This is a genomic window from Streptomyces vulcanius, from assembly GCF_042653945.1.
Classification (GTDB): domain Bacteria; phylum Actinomycetota; class Actinomycetes; order Streptomycetales; family Streptomycetaceae; genus Streptomyces; species Streptomyces mangrovi.
Window position 1 is genome coordinate 13,684 of the sequence record NZ_JBHSFK010000017.1, and the last position, 18,577, is coordinate 32,260.

Sequence of the window (18,577 nt, forward strand, 5' to 3'; positions counted from 1 at the left end):
CGGTACGGCGGTCGCTCACGCGGCGATCCGCTCGGCGCCGTCCGCCGTGATGCCCTTGGTGGAGGCGATCACGTTCTTCAGCTTCTTGGACAGTGCCTCATAGAACATGCTGAGCGGAAACTCGTCGGGAAGCACGTCATCCACGAGTTTGCGCGGGGGCTGGGTCAGGTCCAGGGCGTCGGGGCCCTTGGCCCACTTCGAGCCCGGGTGCGGGGCGAGGTAGGCGGCGACCAGCTCGTACCCGGCGAACCAGTGGACCAGCTTCGGGCGGTCGATGCCGTCGCGGTAGAGCTTCTCGATGTCGGCGCAGAGCTGGTTGGTGACCTGCGGGGCGCGCTGCCAGTCGATGTGCAGCTTGTTGTCGGTCCAGCGGACGACGTCGTGCTTGTGCAGGTAGGCGAAGAGGAGCTGGCCGCCGAGGCCGTCGTAGTTGCGTACGCGGTCGCCGGTGACCGGGAAGCGGAACATACGGTCGAAGAGCACCGCGTACTGCACGTCACGGGCCTGCGGGACGCCGTCGGTCTCCAGCTTCACGGCTTCCCTGAAGGCGGTGAGGTCGCAGCGCAGCTCCTCCAGGCCGTACATCCAGAACGGCTGGCGCTGCTTGATCATGAAGGGGTCGAAGGGCAGGTCGCCGTGGCTGTGGGTGCGGTCGTGGACCATGTCCCACAGGACGAAGGCCTCCTCGCAGCGCTTCTGGTCGTGGACCATGGCGGCGATGTCCTCGGGCAGTTCCATGCCCAGGATGCCGACGGCGGCGTCGGTGACGCGGCGGAAGCGGGCGGCCTCGCGGTCGCAGAAGATGCCACCCCAGGAGAAACGTTCCGGTGCCTGACGGACGGCGATGGTCTCCGGGAAGAGCACGGCCGAGTTGGTGTCGTAACCGGACGTGAAGTCCTCGAAGGTGATGCCGCAGAACAGCGGGTTGTCGTAGCGGGTGCGCTCCAGGTCGGCCAGCCACTCGGGCCAGACCATGCGCAGCACGACCGCTTCCAGGTTGCGGTCCGGGTTGCCGTTCTGCGTGTACATCGGGAAGACGACCAGATGCTGGAGGCCGTCGCGGCGGTTCGCGGCCGGCTGGAAGGCCAGCAGGGAGTCGAGGAAGTCCGGCACGCCGAAGCCGCTCTCGGCCCAGGCGCGCAGATCCCGCACCAGGGCCCGGTGGTAGTCGCCGTCGTGCGGGAGCAGCGGCGACAGCTGCTCCACGGCCCCGGACACGGCACGGACGGCCCGCTCGGCCTCCGCGCGCCCGGGGGCGCCCTCGGCCGTGAGGTCGACCGAGCCGTCCTTGGACTGCCAGGGGCGGATCCGCTCCACGGCATCCTTGAGCACGGGCCACGCCGGGTGCTCGATCACCCTGACCGCCGGAGGAACTTTCTCCCCCACAGCCGCCTGCACAAGAATTTCCGTCATGTCCCACCCTCCACTGGAGAACCTCGCGTATGGACACCGTATGCGTCTGAGGTTTCCTCCAGCAAGTGCGGCCTCGGGAGATTGTCCTGCGTGACCGCATCTTCACCGCACTTTTTCCTGCCGGACATCGACGAGGCAGATACTTCCGCCGATGCGCTCGCACGACGGACAACGTCTGGCGGTCTACACGTGTCCATGACGGGCGGTGGGCGGTTACGCTGCGGACTTCTCCACCCGCGCCGTCGACGGAAGCGAGTCCCGTCTTGAACTTCGTCACCATCGGTCACCGCGGAGTCATGGGTGTCGAGCCCGAGAACACCCTGCGCTCCTTCGTGGCCGCCGAGCAGGCCGGCCTGGACGTCGTCGAGCTCGATCTTCACTTGAGCAAGGACGGCGCGCTCGTGATCATGCACGACCCCGACGTGGACCGGACGACCGACGGGACCGGGCCCATCGCCGACCAGACGCTCGAGGAGCTGCGCACGCTGGACGCGGGCCGCGGGGAGCGCGTGCCGGTGTTCGAGGAGGTCCTGGACGCGGTGGCGCTGCCGCTGCAGGCCGAGATCAAGGACGTGCAGGCGGCGCGGGCACTGGCCGAGGTGATGCGCGAGCGCAACCTGGCGGAGCGGGTGGAGGTGTCGTCGTTCCACGACGAGGCGCTGGCCGAGATCGCCCGGCTGGTGCCCGGGGTGCGCACCGCGCTGATCGGCAGCCGCTACGGCCTCGACATCGTTGCCCGCGCCGGGGACGTGGGCGCCACGACGGTCTGTCTGAACCTGCGGCGGGTCACCCTGGAGATCGTGGAGGAGGCCCGCCGGCGCGATCTGCGGGTCATCGGCTGGGTGGTCAACACCCAGTCGCAGCTGCGGCTCGTACGGGCACTGGAGCTGGACGGCGCGACCACCGACTACCCGGAGATCAGACCAGTTTCCTGACCAGCAGCTCGAACTCCAGGTCGGCGCGCTGCGGGATGCCGAAGCGCTCGTCGCCGTAGGGGAAGGGGCTGGTGCGTCCGGTACGGCGGTAACCGCGCCGCTCGTACCAGGCGATGAGGTCCTCCCGCACGGAGATCACCGTCATGTGCATCTCGGTGGCGCCCCAGATCTCCCTGGCCTGCCGCTCCGCCTCCGCGATGACGACCTTGCCGAGGCCGGCTCCCTGGAGCGTGGGGCTGACCGCGAACATGCCGAAGTAGGCGTGGTCGCCGCGGTGTTCGAGCTGGCAGCAGGCGACGACGCGGCCCTCGCGCTCGACGGTCAGCAGCCGGCTGTCGGGCGACTTGATGACCTCCCGCACGCCCTCGGGGTCGGTCCGCTGCCCCTGGAGGATGTCCGCCTCGGTGGTCCAGCCGGCCCGGCTGTCGTCCCCCCGGTAGGCCGACTCCACGAGCGCGACCAGCGCGTCCACGTCGGCGTCGGTGGCGTCGCGGAAGGTGAGTGCGGCGGCGCTTTCCATGGTGGGGCACTCCGATCTGTGATCTCCGGCTACGGGTCGCGGGGCGGCGAGCGCCATGCTGCCACTAATCTCCGGATGCATGGTGCACGTACTCAGCAGCAGGACTCTCCTGCGGCCCACCGACCCCGAGCGCTCCCGTGCCTTCTACGGCGAGCAGTTGGGCCTCGCCGTATACCGCGAGTTCGGTACGGGGCCGGAGCGCGGGGTCGTCTACTTCCTCGGCGGCGGCTTCCTGGAGCTCTCGGGCCACTCCGAGGGCCCGCCGGACCCGGCCGTACGGCTGTGGCTCCAGGTGCCGGATGTCGCGGCGGCCCACGACGAACTGCGGGCGAAGGAGGTCGGGATCGTCAGGCCGCCGGTGCGGGAGCCGTGGGGGCTGGTCGAGATGTGGATCGAGGATCCGGACGGCACACCGATCGTGCTGGTGGAGGTGCCCGCGGACCATCCGATCCGGTACCGGCCGGGGATCTGAGGCGGCGGGCGAGGGCCTGTCCGGCGGATCCGGCCGGAGGAAGGCGGTACCGGATCGGCCCTGGTGAGCGCGCCGGGCCCCGCTTCTCCGGCATGGTCCGCCCGACAGGCCCCGGGTCCTGGTCAGCGGATGCCGGTGGGCGGGGGCGGGGCTAGCGTGCTGGTAGGGGTTCCCGATCCGACGGCCGGAAGGAACGCCATGAAGCTCGACGCACCCGTCCCAGGTGGGCCCTGCTGGGCCGAGTTGGGAACCAGCGACCTTCAGGCGGCCGAACGGTTCTACGCGGAGCTGTTCGGCTGGCGCGCGGAGACGGATCCGCGGCAGGAGGCGGGCGGCTACACGGTCGCGCACCTCGGCGAGGCGGCCGTGGCGGCCCTGACCCCGCTGTACCAGGAGGCTCAGCCGTGCGCCTGGAGCGTGTCCTTCGCGGTGACCGACGCCGACGTCAGCGGGCGGCTGCTCACCGAGGCGGGCGGCCGGGTGCTGGTCGGTCCGATGGACGTGTTCGACGTGGGCCGGTTCGTGGTCGCCCTCGACCCGGCGGGTGCCGCGTTCCAGCTGTGGCAGGCGGGGACCTTCCCGGGTGCCGGGCTGTTCAACGCGCCCGGCTCGCTGGGCTGGGTGGAGCTGCTGACCCGCGATCCCGTCCGGGCGGAGACCTTCTACACGACCGTCTTCGGCTGGACCGTGCGCTCTTCGGAGAACTACCTCCAGTGGGGTGTCGGCGGCGCCGACTTCGGCGGAATGATCACGATGGACGACCGGTTCCCGCCCGAGGTGCCCACGCACTGGCTGCCGTACTTCGCGGTGGCCGACGTGGAGGCGTCGACGGATACGGCGGTGAAGTCGGGCGGCACCGCATTGACGGAACCGACCACGGTGCCGGCCGGTCCGCGCATCGCGGTGCTGCGGGATCCGCAGGGGGCGGTGTTCGGTGTGTACCGCAATGCCTGAGCCTCGGGCTTCGGAACTCGGGCCCGCAACGCCTGGGTGTGTCCGCAGGCGGATCGGCGGGTTCGCCCTGCCGGTCGCCGTGCAGGGTTCCGGTACGGCGGTCTCGTAGGCCTCGTAGGCGAGTTGCAGCTGCCGTGCCCCCCTCGAATGCTCCCTGTGTACCTCCTTGCGCTCGCGTGCGCGCCGCGTGCCGTGGGCATCGCAACCCTCGACGCGACCGACTAGCGGGGAGGTGCGCGTGCACGGACCGGCTTCGCCCGGCTGGCTGCTCGTCGCGCTGTGCGCGGCGACCGGGACCTACTGTCTGCTGCGGATGCGCAGCAGCGTCGAGGAGCAGCGCCGGGCCGCGGGCGGCGAGGCGCTCATGGGGTTCGGGATGGCGGTGATGGCGGTGCCCGCGGCGGTGTTCGCCCCGCCCGGCTGGGCCTGGGCCGTCTACGCCACGGTGTTCGGCGCGGCGGCGCTGCGGGCGCTGTGGGCGGCCCGCGTGAGCGCCCACCATCTGCATCACCTGGTGGGTGCCTCGGCGATGGTCTACATGGCGGCGGTGATGGCGGCCTCCCCCGCGCACGAGCACGGAGGTCCCCGCTCCGGGGTCCCGCTGCTGACGGGCGTGCTGCTGCTGTACTTCACGGCGTACGTCCTCGTCTCCGGCGTCCGGCTGCTGCCGGTGGCCGGAGCCGGGATCGGAGGGACGGCCCTCGCCTGGGGGGACCGGCCGGAACTCGTGCGGGCCTGCCGGCTGTCGATGGGGATCGGGATGCTGGCGATGCTGCTCACGATGTGACCAGCGCCTCGTGGTCTGCGTCACTTTGCCGTAACAAGTCGTACCCCTGAGCGGTGGCCCGCTCATAGGGTGCTGCTCATGATGGTCCCCGCGGTCCTGCTGCTGCTCGGCGCCCTGACCGCTGTGGGCGCGCCCCGGCTGCTCGCCCGGGCGGACTGGCCGGACCGTGAACCGGTGGTCGCGCTGTGGGTGTGGCAGTGCGTGGTGGTGGCGGTGCTGCTGTGCTGTGCGCTGTCGATGACACTGAGCGCGGCGTCGGCCTGGCAGGCGGTGCGCGGACACGTCTTCGCTTCGGCCCCGCACGGGGTCGTGGAGGCCTACGCCCTTGGTCCGACCGGGCCTTGGGCCGCGGCGACCGCGGTGGCGCTGGCCTGCGGCGGGCTGTGGAGCGGTGCGATGCTCGTCCGGGAGGTCGCGCGGGCCCGGACCCGGCGTCGCTCACGGCGGGCCGAACTGCTGCTGCGGGCGCCGTTGTTGCCGGGTGAGGAGCCGGCGGCGGGGCGGCTCGTGGTGCTGGAGGGCGTGCGGCCCGACGCGTGGTGGCTGCCGGGTGCGGCTCCCCAACTGGTGGTCACCACTGCCGCGTTGCAACGTCTGAAGGGGCGTCAGCTGGACGCCGTACTCGCGCATGAGCAGGGGCACGCGCAGGCACGGCACGACTGGCTGCTGCACTCGTCGTCCGCGCTGGCCAACGGGTTTCCGCGGGTGCCGGTGTTCGCCGCGTTCCGTGCCGAGATGCACCGGCTGGTCGAACTCGCCGCCGACGACATGGCCTCCCGCCGCTTCGGCCGGCTCACGACGGCCCTCGCGCTGGTCGAACTCAACGAGGACCGCGGGGTGTTCGGCCCCTCCCCCACTCCGCAGGCGCATGTCCCGCACCGCGTGAACCGGCTGCTCACACCCCCGAACCGGCTCACCGCGGGCCGTCGACTGCGGCTGACGGCGGCCGCCTCGCTGGTCCCGGTGATCCCGGTCCTGGTGGCACTGGTACCCGGCCTACGAGCACTGGGCTGAGCCTTCCGGGACGGCCCGGGGGCACCCGGGGTCCACCCCCGGCCCGCTGGGCGGAGCCCTCGCCGGACGGGCCGAAGGCACACCAGGTCCGCCCCAAGCCCACTGAACCGAACCTCACCAGACGGGCCAGGGCACCGGGGTTCACCTCCCCAGCCCCTTGGGCGGAGCCTTCGCAGGACGGACCGAAGGCACACCCCTCGCCGTACGGGCTGGGGTGCACCCCGAGTTCACCCCCGACCCGCCGGGCCGACCCCGCCCCGGACCGCGTCGAAGGACCCCGGGTTCGCATTCGGCCCCACGGGTCGGCGAGTATCGCAGTATGCACTCCCTGCACGTCGACTCGCCGCCCAGCCCGCCGACGCCGCGCACGGCCGTACGCGTCTCCGTGGTGCTGGGGGTGTGTTCGGCCTTCCTCCTCGCCCTGGTCGCGGCGGAGTGGCAGCCTCTGCTCTCCGCCGACGACGCCGTCTCCCGCACCACCCATCGCTGGGCCGTGGCCGAGCCCGACATCACTCGGGTGTGCCGCATCCTCACGGACTGGGTGTGGGACCCGGTGACCATGCGTCTGCTGGGGGCCACGGTCGCGGTGTGGCTGGTATGGCGGCACGCGGACTGGTGGACGGCCGGCTGGCTGGTCCTCACGTCGGCACTGGGCACCCTGCTCCAGCAGGGCCTGAAGGCGGCGGTCGGCCGCGAGCGCCCGGTCTGGCCCGACCCCGTCGACTCCGCCCACTACGCGGCGTACCCGTCCGGACACGCCCTGACCGCCACGGTGGTGTTCGGGCTTCTGCTGTGGCTCCTCCGCCGGCACGGCGTCGACGGCGTCCTGTGGCGTACGGCGGTGACGGTGGCCGTGGTCTCCGTGGTGGGCGTGGGCCTGACCCGCGTCTGGCTCGGCGTCCACTGGCCCTCGGACGTGCTCGGCGGCTGGCTCCTGGGCGCGCTGGTGGTCACCCTGGCCGTCTCGGCCCACCTGCGGTGGCGCCCCGTGAGCGACCCAGCGCCCGGCGAACCCACATTCCGGTAGCCCCAGGCCACCATCGGGGCGAAGGTGCGCCCACTCTGGACGATCCCCCGCGTCGCCCAGAGCGGACGGCAGCCCGGTCCGGCTCCGTGCGGAGTCGCCGGGATGCGCTGAGTATAGTTGGCTGGCAACCAGTCAACGCAGGAGTTACAGGATGTCCCCGCGCAGCGCCTCGGTCAATGAAGAATTGCGGCGCCGTTCACGGGAGAGGCTGCTGCAGGCGGCCGTGGAACTGGTGGGCGAGCGCGGATACGAGGCGACGACGCTCGGTGACATAGCGGATCGAGCGGGCTCGGCGCGCGGGCTGGTGTCGTACTACTTCCCCGGCAAGCGCCGACTGGTGCAGTCGGCCGTGCACCGGCTGATGCACCGCACGCTGGAGGAGGCGCTGGAGCGGGAGCCGCGCACCGAGGACGGCCGGGAGCGGATGGCGCGGGCCATCGACGCGATTCTGGGGCTGGCCCGGGACCGTACGGTGCTGATGCGCGACCACATGGCCGGGATGCTGCACGCCGAGGGGTTCGTGGAGTGTCCGGAGCAGCAGCGGCTGGCGGAGCTGCTGCGCGACACCGCGGCCCGGCACGGCTCGCTGGACGTCGGCCACGACTACCCGATGCTGCGCTCCCAGCTCATGGGCGCCGTCTACACCATGGTGCTGCCGAACGCGGCGCTGCCGCTGGCGACCCTGCGCGCCGAGTTGTTCGAGCGTTACCGGCTGGACTGGGAGATGGGGCACCCGCCGGACGCCGAGGCGCCCGGCGGGAGGTGCGACACGGATCTGTCGCGCTTCTTCGCGACGGATCCGGCACACGACGGTCAGTCGAAGTAGTCCGGCTGGGTCTGGACGTTGAGCTCGCGCAGATGGACCCGCTTGGCGGGATCCGTGCGCCGGTCGCTGAGCTTCAGCACGTCGAAGCCCTTGCTGATGTCGTTCGAGTAGATGTAGCCGTTGTAGTAGTACGCCGACCACGAGCCGCCGGTCTGCATGGTCGTGGTGCTCAGCGGGCCGCGCTCGAAGTAGGCGATCTCCTTCGGCTTCGACGAGTCGGTGAAGTCCCAGACGGAGACGCCGCCCTGGTACCAGGCCTGGACCATGAGGTCCTTGCCCTTGACCGGGATCAGCGAGCCGTTGTGGGCGACGCAGTTCTCGGTGTCGGCCTGGTAGCGGGGGATCTTGTAGTAGCTGCGGAAGACGAGTTTGCGCTTGTCGCCCTTGCCGACGATGTCGTAGATGCCGTCGGCGCCGCGGTTCGGGCCGATGGCCGCGTTGCAGGTGGCCGCACCGCCGCCGCCCAGCTCGTCGGTGAAGACGACCTTGTTCGCCTTCTGGTTGAAGGTCGCCGAGTGCCAGAACGCGAAGTTCACGTTGTCCTGGACCTGGTCGATGACCTTGGGGTTCTCCGGGTCCTTGATGGAGAACAGGATGCCGTCGCCCATACAGGCGCCGGCCGCCAGGTCCTTCTCGGGCAGCACCGTGATGTCGTGGCAGCCGGTGGTCTTGGACACGCCCGGGTTGGTGGGCGAGCCCGGGTTGCCGCCGCCGTCCGGACCCTCACCGGGGAAGAGGACGGGGAAGTTCACGATGGCCGCCCGCTCGGGGGCCTTGCGCGGCACCTTGATGACCGAGATGCCGTCGTGCGGCGGCTGGCAGTCGGGGTAGGTGGCGCTGGGCGAGTACGAGGAGACGTAGACGTAGACGTTCTTGCGCTCGGGCACCAGGGTGTGGGTGTGCGAGCCACAGGCTGTCTCGACGGCGGCGACGTACTTCGGGTTCTTCTTGTCGCTGATGTCGAAGACCTTCATGCCCTCCCAGGAGGACTTCTCGGTCGCGGGCTGCGTGGTGCTGTTGCAACTGCTGTCGCTGCGCGAGGAGTCGGTGGACAGGAACAGCAGGTCACCGGAGACGGAGATGTCGTTCTGCGAGCCGGGGCAGAGCACCTGGGAGACGGTCTTCGGGGACTTCGGGTTGCTGATGTCGAAGATGCGGAAGCCGTCGTAGTTACCGGAGAAGGCGTACCTGCCCTGGAAGGCGAGGTCCGAATTGGTGCCCGGTAACACGTCCTTGGGGATGTTGGTGAGGTGCTCGACGTTGTCGGAGTGGACGATCTCGTCCTGCCCGGGTATCTCGCCGTCGGCGATGGCGTCCCTCACCTCGGCCTGGGCGCCGCTGGAGACCTTGCGCTCCGCGGCCGGGCCGTCCCCGGGGTCGGGGGTCGCGGCTGCCGGTACCGCGGTGAGCAGCGCGGCCAGGAGCCCGGTACACGCGGCGGCAACTGCCGCACGTCTGCGCCGAGTTCGGGGATCGTTCAACAGGGTCACTGCTTCCTCCCTCGTTGCCGTTCCCGCAGGAACGGTGCACGGTCCACTGAAGTATCGTCTTCATCATGCACAGATCAAGGGTCGGCAACGCACTCGTAATGAATTTCCCTGATCAATAGCGGGAAGACCGAAGCCGGAAGATCGATGCGGGAAGACCGAGATCGTCAACTCGCCTGTCCCAGGAGGCCGTTGTGTCCGTCCGTCGCGCATCCCTCGCCACCGCGGCCGTGCTGCTCGTGCTCGCCCTTGCGGGCTGCGACTCCGGCGATGAGGCCAAGTCGGGTGCCGCGACCGGTCCTTCGGTGATCGTGCCGGGCAAGCCGGGCGAGGCGAACCGGACGCTCTCCGCGCAGGACGCGGCGAAGCAGCGCGCCGAGGACGACACTCCCAACTCGGCGGACGTGTCGTACGCCCGGATGATGATCCGGCACCACACCCAGGCCCTGGAGATGACCGAACTCGCCCCGGACCAGGCCGGATCGGCGGATCTCAAGCGCCTGGCCCTGCGCATCTCCGCCGCCCAGGGACCGGAGATCGAGGCGATGAAGGGCTGGCTGAAGACCCACGGCAAGGCGGAGACGGACGGCGGCCACGAGCACACCGCGATGCCGGGAATGGCGACCGAGGCCCAGCTGAAGAAGCTGCGGGCGGCGCACGGCACGGCCTTCGACACCCTCTTCCTCACCCTGATGATCACCCATCACGAGGGCGCGATCAGCATGGCCACGGACGTCAAGGCGCAGGGCAACAACCTGCTGGTCGAGGAGATGGCGGACGACGTGGTGGCACAGCAGACGAGTGAGATCGCACGGATGCGGGACATGCAGGGCACCGACGGGCGGTAAGTCCGCTCCTCAGCGCCGGATATGACGTGGGCTCAGATAGCCCGCGTCACGCGCCTGGGCGATCAGCCGCAGCGATCTGCGCCGGCTGTGCCCGGTCGCGCACATCACCGCGAGGACCGGGTCGGCACCGTCCTCCTGGGCGGCGCGGTACTCCTGCGCGACCAGCCAGCGCCCCTCGACGCCACGCGGCCAGGAGGGGCGGGCCCTGCGGGGGCCGGCCTCCGCCCCGTCGCCGATCTCACCCTCGCCACCCGCGCCATACGTGGCGCTCGGGCGATACGCGGCGCTCGGGCCGTCCGCGCCGTCGGACGCCGGGACACCCTCGGCGCATCGCTCGAACAGCGGGCCCTCGATCCAGTCGGCGAGCACCGTCAGGTCGACCAGGGAAAGGGCGGGCCTGGCCCGGACGTCCTCGATGGACACGCGCCCCCCGGACACCACCGCCAGCAGTTCCACACACGCCCCGTCGGTGAACGCCAGCCGGACGTCGAACCAGGCCGTGGCGCCGTCGTCGCCCTCCTGCACCTCCCACGCCGGCCGCACCGAGACCGTGCCGTCCTCGGCGGAACGATCAGAAAGACTAAGAAACGATGCTTCTAGCACATACGCAACGTAACCGCATGATCACTTTCCATACGAACGGACACGCACGCGCCCCGGCCGGACAGCACCCTGACAGCGGAGCGGCGGCGGTGCGATGCTGGAGGTACGGGCGATCTCCTCCGGCCCCCGGGGTAAGGAGTTCCGCAGTGCTGCGTGTCGCCGTCGTCGGCTCAGGGCCCAGCGGGGTCTACACCGCCCAGAGCCTCGTCCAGCAGGATCCCGCGGTAGTCGTCGACGTCCTGGACCGGCTGCCGTGCCCGTACGGCCTCGTGCGGTACGGCGTCGCCCCCGACCACGAGAAGATCAAGTCCCTGCAGCGCAACCTGCGGACCGTGCTGGAGCACGAGCGGGTGCGGTTCCTCGGCGGGGTCACGGTCGGCGCGGGCGGGGTGTCCGTCGCCCGGTTGCGCGATCTGTATCACGCGATCGTGTACTGCGTGGGCGCGGCGGCCGACCGCCGGCTCGGCATCCCCGGCGAGGAACTGCCCGGCAGCTGGTCGGCGACGGAGTTCGTGTCCTGGTACAGCGCCCACCCCGACAGCGTGCCCTCGGACTTCCTGCGGGGCGTCCACTCGGCCGTGGTGATCGGTGTGGGCAATGTGGCGGTGGACGTCACCCGGATCCTGGCACGCGGCGCGGCCGAGCTGAGCCCCACGGACATGCCCCAGGCGGCGCTGGCCGCGCTCACCGCGAGCGGGATCGCGGAGATCCACACCGTGGGCCGGCGCGGCCCGTCCCAGGCCCGCTTCACCACCAAGGAGCTGCGGGAGCTCGGCGGCCTGCCGGACACCGACGTGGTCGTGGACGAGTCGGAGCTGGCGCTCGATCCGGCGTACGGCGACCCGTCCGGGCTGCCGCCGGCGCAGCGCCGCAACGTGGAGGCAATGCGCGGGTGGACGGCCCGGCCGGAGCGCGACGTACGGCGGCGGATCCGGCTCCGGTTCTTCCTGCGGCCCGTCGAACTGCTCGACGACGGTGGGCGGGTGGGTGCGGTGCGCTTCGAGCGGACGGCGCCCGACGGCCTGGGCGGGGTCACCGGAACCGGCCGGTTCGAGGACGTCGAGGCGCAGTTGGTGCTGCGGTCGGTGGGATATCTCGGAGTGCCCCTGGAGGGGCTGCCGTTCGACACGGCGCGGGGCACGGTGCCGCACCTCGCGGGGCGGGTGCTGCGGGCCGGCTCGGTGGCGCCGGGCGAGTACGTGGCGGGTTGGATCAAGCGCGGTCCGACCGGGGTCATCGGCACCAACAGGCCGTGCGCGAAGGAGACGGTGACCTCGCTGCTCGCGGACGCCGCCGAACTCGTACGCAAGGACGTGCCGGGGGACGCGCTGCCGCTGCTGATGGCCGCCGGGGCCGAGCCGGTCGGGTGGGAGGGGTGGCTGGCGATCGAGCGGGCCGAGGCGGAGCTCGGGGCCTCGCTGGGGCGGGGTGTGGTGAAGCTGCCGGACTGGGCCGCGCTGCGGGCCGCGGCGGGCCGGCAGTCCGTGTAGGCGTCGTTCCGGCTCCCTGCCGCCCGTTGGTGGGCGGCCTGTGGGACAGGCCGCCCACCGGGTGTCAACTCACCGTGCAGGACGCTCCGTTGAGCGTGTACGCGCCGGGGGACGCGCTGTTGCCGGTGTGGGTCGCCTGGTAGCCGATGGTGACGCTCGCGTTGGGCGCGAGGGTGGCGTTGTACGTCGCGTTCGTGGCGGTCACCGCGCCGGAGGCCGGGGTGTAGGTGGCGCCCCAGCCGTTGGTGACGCTCTGGCCGGAGGGCAGGGTGAAGCCGAGCTGCCAGCCGTTGACGGTGGTGGTGCCGGTGTTGGTGAGGGTCACGGAGGCGGTCAGGCCCGTGTTCCACGCGTTGGTGGTGACGGTCACCCGGCAGCCGCCGGGTTCGGGCTGCGGAACGGGACCCGAGCTGTCCAGGCCGAAGAAGGTCAGCACACGTGCGGCCATGCCCCAGGCGTACAGGTTGTGCCCGACGCCCTGAAGGCTGATGGCCTCCACGGGGGCCTGGTCACCCGTGCCGCCGTAGCGGGTACGGGTCCAGCCGGCGGCCGGCGAGTCGGTGGCGGCCGGGGTCTGGCCCACGCCCTTCGCATTGGTCCACTGCTTGATCTCCTCTCCGAAGTTGGGGTAGCGCAGCACGTCGTCCTCGGTGCCGTGCCACACCTGCATCCGTGGGCGGGGCCCGGTGTAGCCGGGGTAGGCGCCGCGCACCAGGTCGCCCCACTCCTGGGCGGTGTGGATCACGGTGCCGCCGGAGCAGGCACTGTTCCACTCGGAGCCGTCGGTGGTGGCGAAGCAGGCGAACGGCACGCCGGAGAAGGCCGCTCCGGCGGCGAACACGTCGGGGTAGTCGCCGAGCAGGACGTTGGTCATCATCGCGCCGGAGGAGATGCCGGTGGCGTAGACACGGCCGGTGTCGGCGGCGTAGGCGGCGGTCACCCAGTCGATCATCGACCTGACGCCGACCGGGTCGCTGCCACCGCCCCGCCTGAGCGCCTGCGGTGACGAGACGTCGAAGCACTTGCTGCTGCGGGTGACGGACGGATAGACGATCACGAACCCGTACTGGTCGGCGAGTTGGGCGTACTCCGTGCCCGAGTACATCGCCGGCCCCGAGCCCCCGCACCAGTGCACGGCGACGAGAACGGCCGGGTGGGCGGTGACGGTGGCCGGGGCGTAGACGTACATCTGGAGGTTGCTGGGGTTGGTGCCGAAGCCGGTGACCTCGGTGAGGGTGGCGGCGGGGACGGGTGCCGCGGCCGGGGTGTCGGCGGAGGCGGCGGGCGCGGTGAGGAACGCGGCGGCGAGAAGGAGAGACAGCGCGCCGAGAAACGAACGCAGCGCTCTCCTTGGGGAGTTGGACACGTGCTTGTCCCTTCTGTATCGGCGGCTCGGGGGACGTCGTACGTGACGGGGCTCAGCAGGAGCCGGCAGCCGCATGGTGGCATGCGCATGCCTTCCATGGAAGCGCTCCCACGGCACTCCGTTGTTTCGCGCAAAGCGTTGACTAGAAAGCGCTTGCCCTCTACGTTCCGTTCAGCAGTGTGACCGAGCCGCTCGCAGAGGTCCCCCAGAGTCCGCATCATCCCTTGCACTGCCCGCTCCAGTTGTTCTCATACGAAGACGTTGTTCAGATATGAGATCAACCCAGCTCACCGAAGGGACGCACCCGTATGCGCACAGGCCCCCCACGTACACAGGCGCAAAGGTCCGCCCTCGCGGTCACAGCCGCCGCCCTGGCCACAGCGGCGGTCCTCGTCATCCCCCGTCCCGCCGGGGCGGCCGACGCCTCGCCGGTCGGGTTCGGCGCCGGGACGACCGGAGGCGGCGGCGCCGCGGCGGTCACCGTCTCGACGCTCGACGCCTTCAAGGCGGCCGTGACCGGCAGTGCCGCGAAGGTCGTGAAGGTCAACGGCCTGATCACGCTGAGCGGTCAGGTCGACATCGGGTCCAACACCACGGTCCTGGGCGTCGGTTCGTCGTCGGGGTTCACCGGTGGCGGGCTGCGCCTCAAGAAGGTGACGAACGTCGTCGTCCGCAACCTCACCATCAGCAAGCCGCTCAAGCCCGCCGACGGCATCGAGGTGCAGGCGTCGGCGAAGGTGTGGATCGACCACAACTCCTTCTCGGCAGACCGCGATCACGACAAGGACTACTACGACGGCCTGCTGGACATCAATCACGCCTCGGACTACGTGACGGTGTCCTGGAACACCTTCAAGGACCACTTCAAGGGCTCACTCGTCGGCCACAGCGACAACAACGCGAGTGAGGACACCGGCCACTTGAGGGTGACGTACCATCACAACCTTTTCAGCAACGTCTACTCGCGCATCCCCAGCCTGCGCTTCGGCACCGGCCACTTCTACGACAACTACGTCGTCGGTGCCGAGACGGCCGTCCACTCGCGCATGGGCGCGCAGCTGCTCGTCGAGAACAACGTCTTCCGCTCGACGGCCGTCGCCGTCACCACGAACCGCGACAGCGACGCCGACGGTTACGCCAACCTCAGGGGCAACGACCTCGGTGGAGCCGCGACCGAGGTGTCGCAGGTCGGCACGTTCACCGCACCACCGTACGGCTACACCGCCGAGCCTGCGTCCACCGTCGTCGCGTCGGTGACGGCGGGGGCGGGCGCCGGAAAGCTCTGACGGTTCACCGGTAAGGCAACAGAGAGACAACTCCCCATCCCCCACTGGAAGAAGGCATTGGGACATGACTTCACCAGCACTTCCGCGCCGAGGGCGCGCACTGGGCGGCGCGCTGGCCGCACTCGCCGTCTCGGTTGGCATGATCATGACCAGTGGCGCGGCCACTCCCGCGCACGCCGCGACCTGGCCCACCGCGAGCGGCAGCCAGGCGGTCTCCGCCACCATCCCGGTGTCCGGCACCAAGGACTACGGGATGCTCCGCCTCTACGGCACCGGTGACCTGGGCAGCGGCAATCAGGACGAGGATCAGGGGCCGATCCTGGAGCTGGCCGCCGGCGCGGTCCTCAAGAACGTCATCATCGGCGCCCCCGCCGCCGACGGCATCCACTGCAAGGGGAGCTGCACGCTGCAGAACGTCTGGTGGGAGGACGTCGGCGAGGACGCGGCGACGTTCCGCGGCTCGTCGTCGTCCAACGTGTACACCGTCTCGGGCGGTGGCGCCCGGTCGGCGAGCGACAAGGTGTTCCAGTTCAACGGCGCCGGAACCCTCAACGTCTCCAACTTCGCCGTGCAGACCTTCGGCACCTTCATCCGCTCCTGCGGCAACTGCTCGACGCAGTACAAGCGGACGATCAACCTCAACACCATCGAGGCGACCTACTCGGGCAGCAGGCTCGTCGGCATCAACACCAACTACGGCGACAGCGCGACCCTGAAGAACATCACGATCGTCGGCGACAGCAGCAAGAAGATCATCCCGTGCCAGAAGTACATCGGCAACAACACGGGAGCGGAGCCGACCACGAACGGCACCGGCCCCGACTCGACGTACTGCAAGTACGCGACGTCGGACATCACCTACAAGTAGACCCCCACGGTGAAGGCGGCCGTACGAAGCGTCCCCGCACGGCGCTTCGCACGGCCGCCGTACCCGTGTCCGCGGCGCCGTCGCTCCCGCTACGGGTCCGTCTTGAGCGTCTGGCCCATCGCGCTGCGGGCCAGCGCCACGAGCTCCCGCTGGTGTTCCCGGTACGCGGCGCGCAGGGCCTCGCCCGGCCAGTCGGGGGGCAGCAGGCCGGCGGGCAGCACGGGGTCGGCGAGCAGATGCCGTACGACCGCCGCGAGCGCGGTGAAGCGGTCGGCGGGCCGGGGCGACCGGTCGACGCGGTCCAGCAGGGCTCTGACCGTGTCCGCCCACGGGCCGAGCGGCCACAGGCTCGCGGCGAGGTCGTGGGCGGGGGTCTCGGGGCGGGCGGTGAACCGCTGGAGCACCTCGCCCAGGTCCGGGGGCCAGGGGCGGCCCAGGTTGGCCGGCCGCAGCCAGACGCCCTCGCGCAGCTCGGCGAGCCGCAGGGCCGCCAGCCGGGTGCGCAGTTCGGCGCGTTCGGCGGGGCCCCGGCCGCTCGCGGTGACCGTGGCCATCTCCCAGTCGCCGTCCCACGCGCGCGTGTCGGGATCCAGGGCGTCGTCCTGGCGGCCCTGGCGGGCCAGCAGCCGGTCGCTGAGCCGGTAGACGGCATCCGTCCGCCGCAGGTCACCGGCGGTCACCATCCGGCTGAGCGCCGCGCGCACGGTCGATCCGCCGACCCCGAAGGGCTCCACCCCGCGCACCAGGTCCCGGGCCGGCAGCTCGGGCGGGTGCGTCCCGAGCAGCAGGCTCAGGACCACCGACCGCGCGGAAAGGGGGCGCAGCTCCAGCTCGCCCGGCTCCGCCGACTCGTTGCTCCGCAGGGAGCGCATGGAGCGCATGGATACGTACTGTACGTGCGATCTTATATTGCACTATTGCTGCGACCGCAGCAGGAGTGCAACATGGTCGGTATGACCCCGATCCTCACGCAGTCACCGGCGCAGCCGCCCCACACCACGCACGACGTGACCAATCAGCCGCCGCCGCTGAGCCCGTACGACGCCTCCGAGGACACCGCGCTGCTGGAGGGGCTGCGCCGGGAGGGGGCAGGCTGGGCGGAGCCGGACATCCGCGGGCTCGGTGTGCGGGCCGGCGGGGTCGAGGCGCAGGAGTGGGCGGAACTCGCCAACCGGCACGAGCCCGTGCTGCGGACGCACGACCGGTACGGGCGGCGGGTCGACGAGGTCGACTTCCATCCGAGCTGGCACGAGCTGATGCGGGTGGCGGTCGCCGAGGGCCTGGCGGGCACGCCGTGGGCCGAGGACCGGCCCGGCGCCCATGTCGCGCGGACGGCGGGCGGGCTGGTCTGGGGGCACACCGACGCGGGTCACGGCTGCCCGACGTCGATGACGTACGCCGCCGTCCCGGCGCTGCGCCGCGAGCCGGAGCTCGCGAAGGTCTACGAGCCGCTGCTGAGCGGTCGCGAGTACGACCCGGGGCTGCGGGTGCCCGCCGGGAAGCGTGGGCTGCTGGCCGGGATGGGGATGACCGAGAAGCAGGGCGGGTCCGACGTCCGGACGAACACCACGGCCGCGACGCCCACGGCGGAGCCCGGTGTGTACACCCTGCGCGGGCACAAGTGGTTCACGTCGGCGCCGATGTGCGACCTGTTCCTGGTGCTGGCGCAGGCTCCCGCCGGGCTGTCCTGCTTCCTCGTGCCGCGCGTACTGCCCGACGGCACCCGCAACACCTTCCGTATCCAGCGGCTGAAGGACAAGCTGGGCAACCGTTCCAACGCGTCCTCCGAACCGGAGTTCGACGGGACGGTGGCCTGGTTGGTCGGGCCCGAGGGACAGGGCGTGAAGACGATCATCGAGATGGTCAACTGCACGCGTCTGGACTGCGTGATGATGTCGGCGACGCTGATGCGCAGGACGCTCGTCGAGGCGGGTCATCACGTACGGCACCGCAGCGCGTTCGGGGCGCGGCTGCTGGACCAGCCGCTGATGCGGAACGTGCTGGCCGACCTGGCGCTGGAGTCGGAGGCCGCGACGACGCTCACGCTGCGGCTGGCCGGGGCGGCGGACCGCGCGGTGCGCGGGGACGCCGGTGAGCAGGCGTTCCGGCGGATCGCGACGGCCGTCGGCAAGTACTGGGTGACCAAGCGGGGGCCGGCCTTCACCGCGGAGGCCCTGGAGTGTCTGGGCGGAAACGGTTACGTCGAGGACTCCGGCATGCCCCGGCACTACCGGGAGGCGCCCCTGCTGTCGATCTGGGAGGGCTCCGGGAACGTCAACGCACTCGACGTGCTGCGGGCGCTGTCCCGCGAGCCCGGCACGGCGGACGCGCTCTTCGGTGAGCTGGCCCTGGCGCAGGGGGCGGACGCCCGGCTCGACGCGGCGGTCGCGCGGCTGCGGTCGCGACTCGGCACGACGACACCGTCCGGTGCCCGGCGGCTGGTGGAGCAGATGGCCCTCACCCTCCAGGCATCCCTCCTGGTCCGGCACGCCCCGCCCGCCGTCGCCGACGCCTTCTGCGCGACCCGCCTCGGCGGCGACTGGGGGTACGCCTTCGGCACCCTCCCGGAGGGGGCCGACATCACGGGCATCCTGGGGCGGAGCCTGCCTGGCGGGGGCTGAGTACCCCTGTCCCGGGGGAGGTGCGCACCGCCGACCCAGCGTGGGCCGCCGGGTTCCGCT

At 71.1% G+C, this 18,577-nt stretch carries 18 protein-coding genes; 12 read left to right on the forward strand and 6 right to left on the reverse strand.

Annotation, left to right across the window (positions count from 1 at the left end):
- Window positions 1–15: 15 nt before the first annotated feature.
- Window positions 16–1,413 (reverse strand): DUF6421 family protein, encoded by a 1,398-nt coding sequence (locus tag ACFPIH_RS25290; RefSeq protein ID WP_381167085.1) that lies wholly within the window; start codon window positions 1,411–1,413, stop codon window positions 16–18.
- 263 nt (window positions 1,414–1,676) lie between these two features.
- On the opposite strand from ACFPIH_RS25290, the gene ACFPIH_RS25295 reads away from it, so the two are divergent.
- Entirely contained in the window at window positions 1,677–2,348 is a 672-nt protein-coding gene (locus ACFPIH_RS25295; protein WP_381167087.1) for a glycerophosphodiester phosphodiesterase, read from the forward strand.
- Here the strand turns inward: ACFPIH_RS25295 and ACFPIH_RS25300 are convergent.
- On the reverse strand, window positions 2,332–2,868 hold the full coding sequence (locus tag ACFPIH_RS25300) for a GNAT family N-acetyltransferase (protein ID WP_381167089.1): 537 nt from the start codon (window positions 2,866–2,868) through the stop codon (window positions 2,332–2,334). The genes ACFPIH_RS25295 and ACFPIH_RS25300 overlap by 17 nt on opposite strands.
- A 79-nt stretch (window positions 2,869–2,947) precedes the next feature.
- Here ACFPIH_RS25300 and ACFPIH_RS25305 point away from each other — a divergent pair, with 79 nt between their 5' ends.
- The 6 genes from ACFPIH_RS25305 to ACFPIH_RS25330 all read left to right on the forward strand — a co-directional run bounded on the left by ACFPIH_RS25305 (window position 2,948) and on the right by ACFPIH_RS25330 (window position 7,948).
- Entirely contained in the window at window positions 2,948–3,340 is a 393-nt protein-coding gene (locus tag ACFPIH_RS25305; protein WP_381167091.1) for a VOC family protein, read from the forward strand.
- Window positions 3,341–3,538: 198 nt separating this feature from the next.
- Window positions 3,539–4,294, forward strand: coding sequence for a VOC family protein (locus tag ACFPIH_RS25310; RefSeq protein WP_381167093.1), 756 nt, complete (start codon window positions 3,539–3,541; stop codon window positions 4,292–4,294).
- 238 nt (window positions 4,295–4,532) lie between these two features.
- Window positions 4,533–5,081 (forward strand): DUF5134 domain-containing protein, encoded by a 549-nt coding sequence (locus tag ACFPIH_RS25315; protein WP_381167095.1) that lies wholly within the window; start codon window positions 4,533–4,535, stop codon window positions 5,079–5,081.
- Window positions 5,082–5,159: 78 nt separating this feature from the next.
- On the forward strand, window positions 5,160–6,095 hold the full coding sequence (locus ACFPIH_RS25320; RefSeq protein WP_381167097.1) for a M56 family metallopeptidase: 936 nt from the start codon (window positions 5,160–5,162) through the stop codon (window positions 6,093–6,095).
- Between the two features lie 319 nt (window positions 6,096–6,414).
- On the forward strand, window positions 6,415–7,122 hold the full coding sequence (locus ACFPIH_RS25325; RefSeq protein WP_381167099.1) for a phosphatase PAP2 family protein: 708 nt from the start codon (window positions 6,415–6,417) through the stop codon (window positions 7,120–7,122).
- 151 nt (window positions 7,123–7,273) lie between these two features.
- The gene (locus tag ACFPIH_RS25330; RefSeq protein ID WP_381167101.1) at window positions 7,274–7,948 is read left to right on the forward strand and encodes a TetR/AcrR family transcriptional regulator; all 675 of its coding nucleotides are present in this window, start codon (window positions 7,274–7,276) and stop codon (window positions 7,946–7,948) included.
- Here ACFPIH_RS25330 and ACFPIH_RS25335 read toward each other — a convergent pair.
- Window positions 7,936–9,438 (reverse strand): LVIVD repeat-containing protein, encoded by a 1,503-nt coding sequence (locus ACFPIH_RS25335; RefSeq protein WP_381167103.1) that lies wholly within the window; start codon window positions 9,436–9,438, stop codon window positions 7,936–7,938. The genes ACFPIH_RS25330 and ACFPIH_RS25335 overlap by 13 nt on opposite strands.
- Window positions 9,439–9,629: 191 nt before the next feature.
- Between ACFPIH_RS25335 and ACFPIH_RS25340 the strand changes: the two genes are divergently transcribed.
- Window positions 9,630–10,283 (forward strand): DUF305 domain-containing protein, encoded by a 654-nt coding sequence (locus ACFPIH_RS25340; RefSeq protein WP_381167105.1) that lies wholly within the window; start codon window positions 9,630–9,632, stop codon window positions 10,281–10,283.
- 9 nt (window positions 10,284–10,292) lie between these two features.
- Here the strand turns inward: ACFPIH_RS25340 and ACFPIH_RS25345 are convergent, their stop codons facing one another.
- Entirely contained in the window at window positions 10,293–10,886 is a 594-nt protein-coding gene (locus ACFPIH_RS25345; protein WP_381167107.1) for a DUF6214 family protein, read from the reverse strand.
- Between the two features lie 146 nt (window positions 10,887–11,032).
- Here ACFPIH_RS25345 and ACFPIH_RS25350 point away from each other — a divergent pair, with 146 nt between their 5' ends.
- Window positions 11,033–12,376 (forward strand): FAD-dependent oxidoreductase, encoded by a 1,344-nt coding sequence (locus tag ACFPIH_RS25350; RefSeq protein WP_381167109.1) that lies wholly within the window; start codon window positions 11,033–11,035, stop codon window positions 12,374–12,376.
- A 64-nt stretch (window positions 12,377–12,440) separates the two neighbouring features.
- Here the strand turns inward: ACFPIH_RS25350 and ACFPIH_RS25355 are convergent, their stop codons facing one another.
- Window positions 12,441–13,742 carry an extracellular catalytic domain type 1 short-chain-length polyhydroxyalkanoate depolymerase gene (locus tag ACFPIH_RS25355; RefSeq protein WP_381167111.1) on the reverse strand — a complete coding sequence of 434 codons (1,302 nt, stop codon included), beginning with the start codon at window positions 13,740–13,742 and terminating at the stop codon, window positions 12,441–12,443.
- Between the two features lie 308 nt (window positions 13,743–14,050).
- On the opposite strand from ACFPIH_RS25355, the gene ACFPIH_RS25360 reads away from it, so the two are divergent.
- Together ACFPIH_RS25360 and ACFPIH_RS25365 are read left to right on the forward strand one after the other, a co-directional pair.
- Window positions 14,051–15,028 carry a pectate lyase family protein gene (locus ACFPIH_RS25360; protein WP_381167113.1) on the forward strand — a complete coding sequence of 326 codons (978 nt, stop codon included), beginning with the start codon at window positions 14,051–14,053 and terminating at the stop codon, window positions 15,026–15,028.
- A 64-nt stretch (window positions 15,029–15,092) separates the two neighbouring features.
- Window positions 15,093–15,896 carry a pectate lyase gene (locus ACFPIH_RS25365; RefSeq protein WP_381167115.1) on the forward strand — a complete coding sequence of 268 codons (804 nt, stop codon included), beginning with the start codon at window positions 15,093–15,095 and terminating at the stop codon, window positions 15,894–15,896.
- Between the two features lie 89 nt (window positions 15,897–15,985).
- On the opposite strand, the gene ACFPIH_RS25370 is transcribed toward ACFPIH_RS25365, so the two are convergent.
- The gene (locus ACFPIH_RS25370; protein WP_381167530.1) at window positions 15,986–16,768 is read right to left on the reverse strand and encodes a PaaX family transcriptional regulator C-terminal domain-containing protein; all 783 of its coding nucleotides are present in this window, start codon (window positions 16,766–16,768) and stop codon (window positions 15,986–15,988) included.
- A gap of 81 nt (window positions 16,769–16,849) precedes the next feature.
- On the opposite strand from ACFPIH_RS25370, the gene ACFPIH_RS25375 reads away from it, so the two are divergent.
- Window positions 16,850–18,517, forward strand: a complete 1,668-nt coding sequence (locus ACFPIH_RS25375) for an acyl-CoA dehydrogenase family protein (protein ID WP_381167117.1) — start codon at window positions 16,850–16,852, stop codon at window positions 18,515–18,517.
- Window positions 18,518–18,577: the final 60 nt, after the last annotated feature.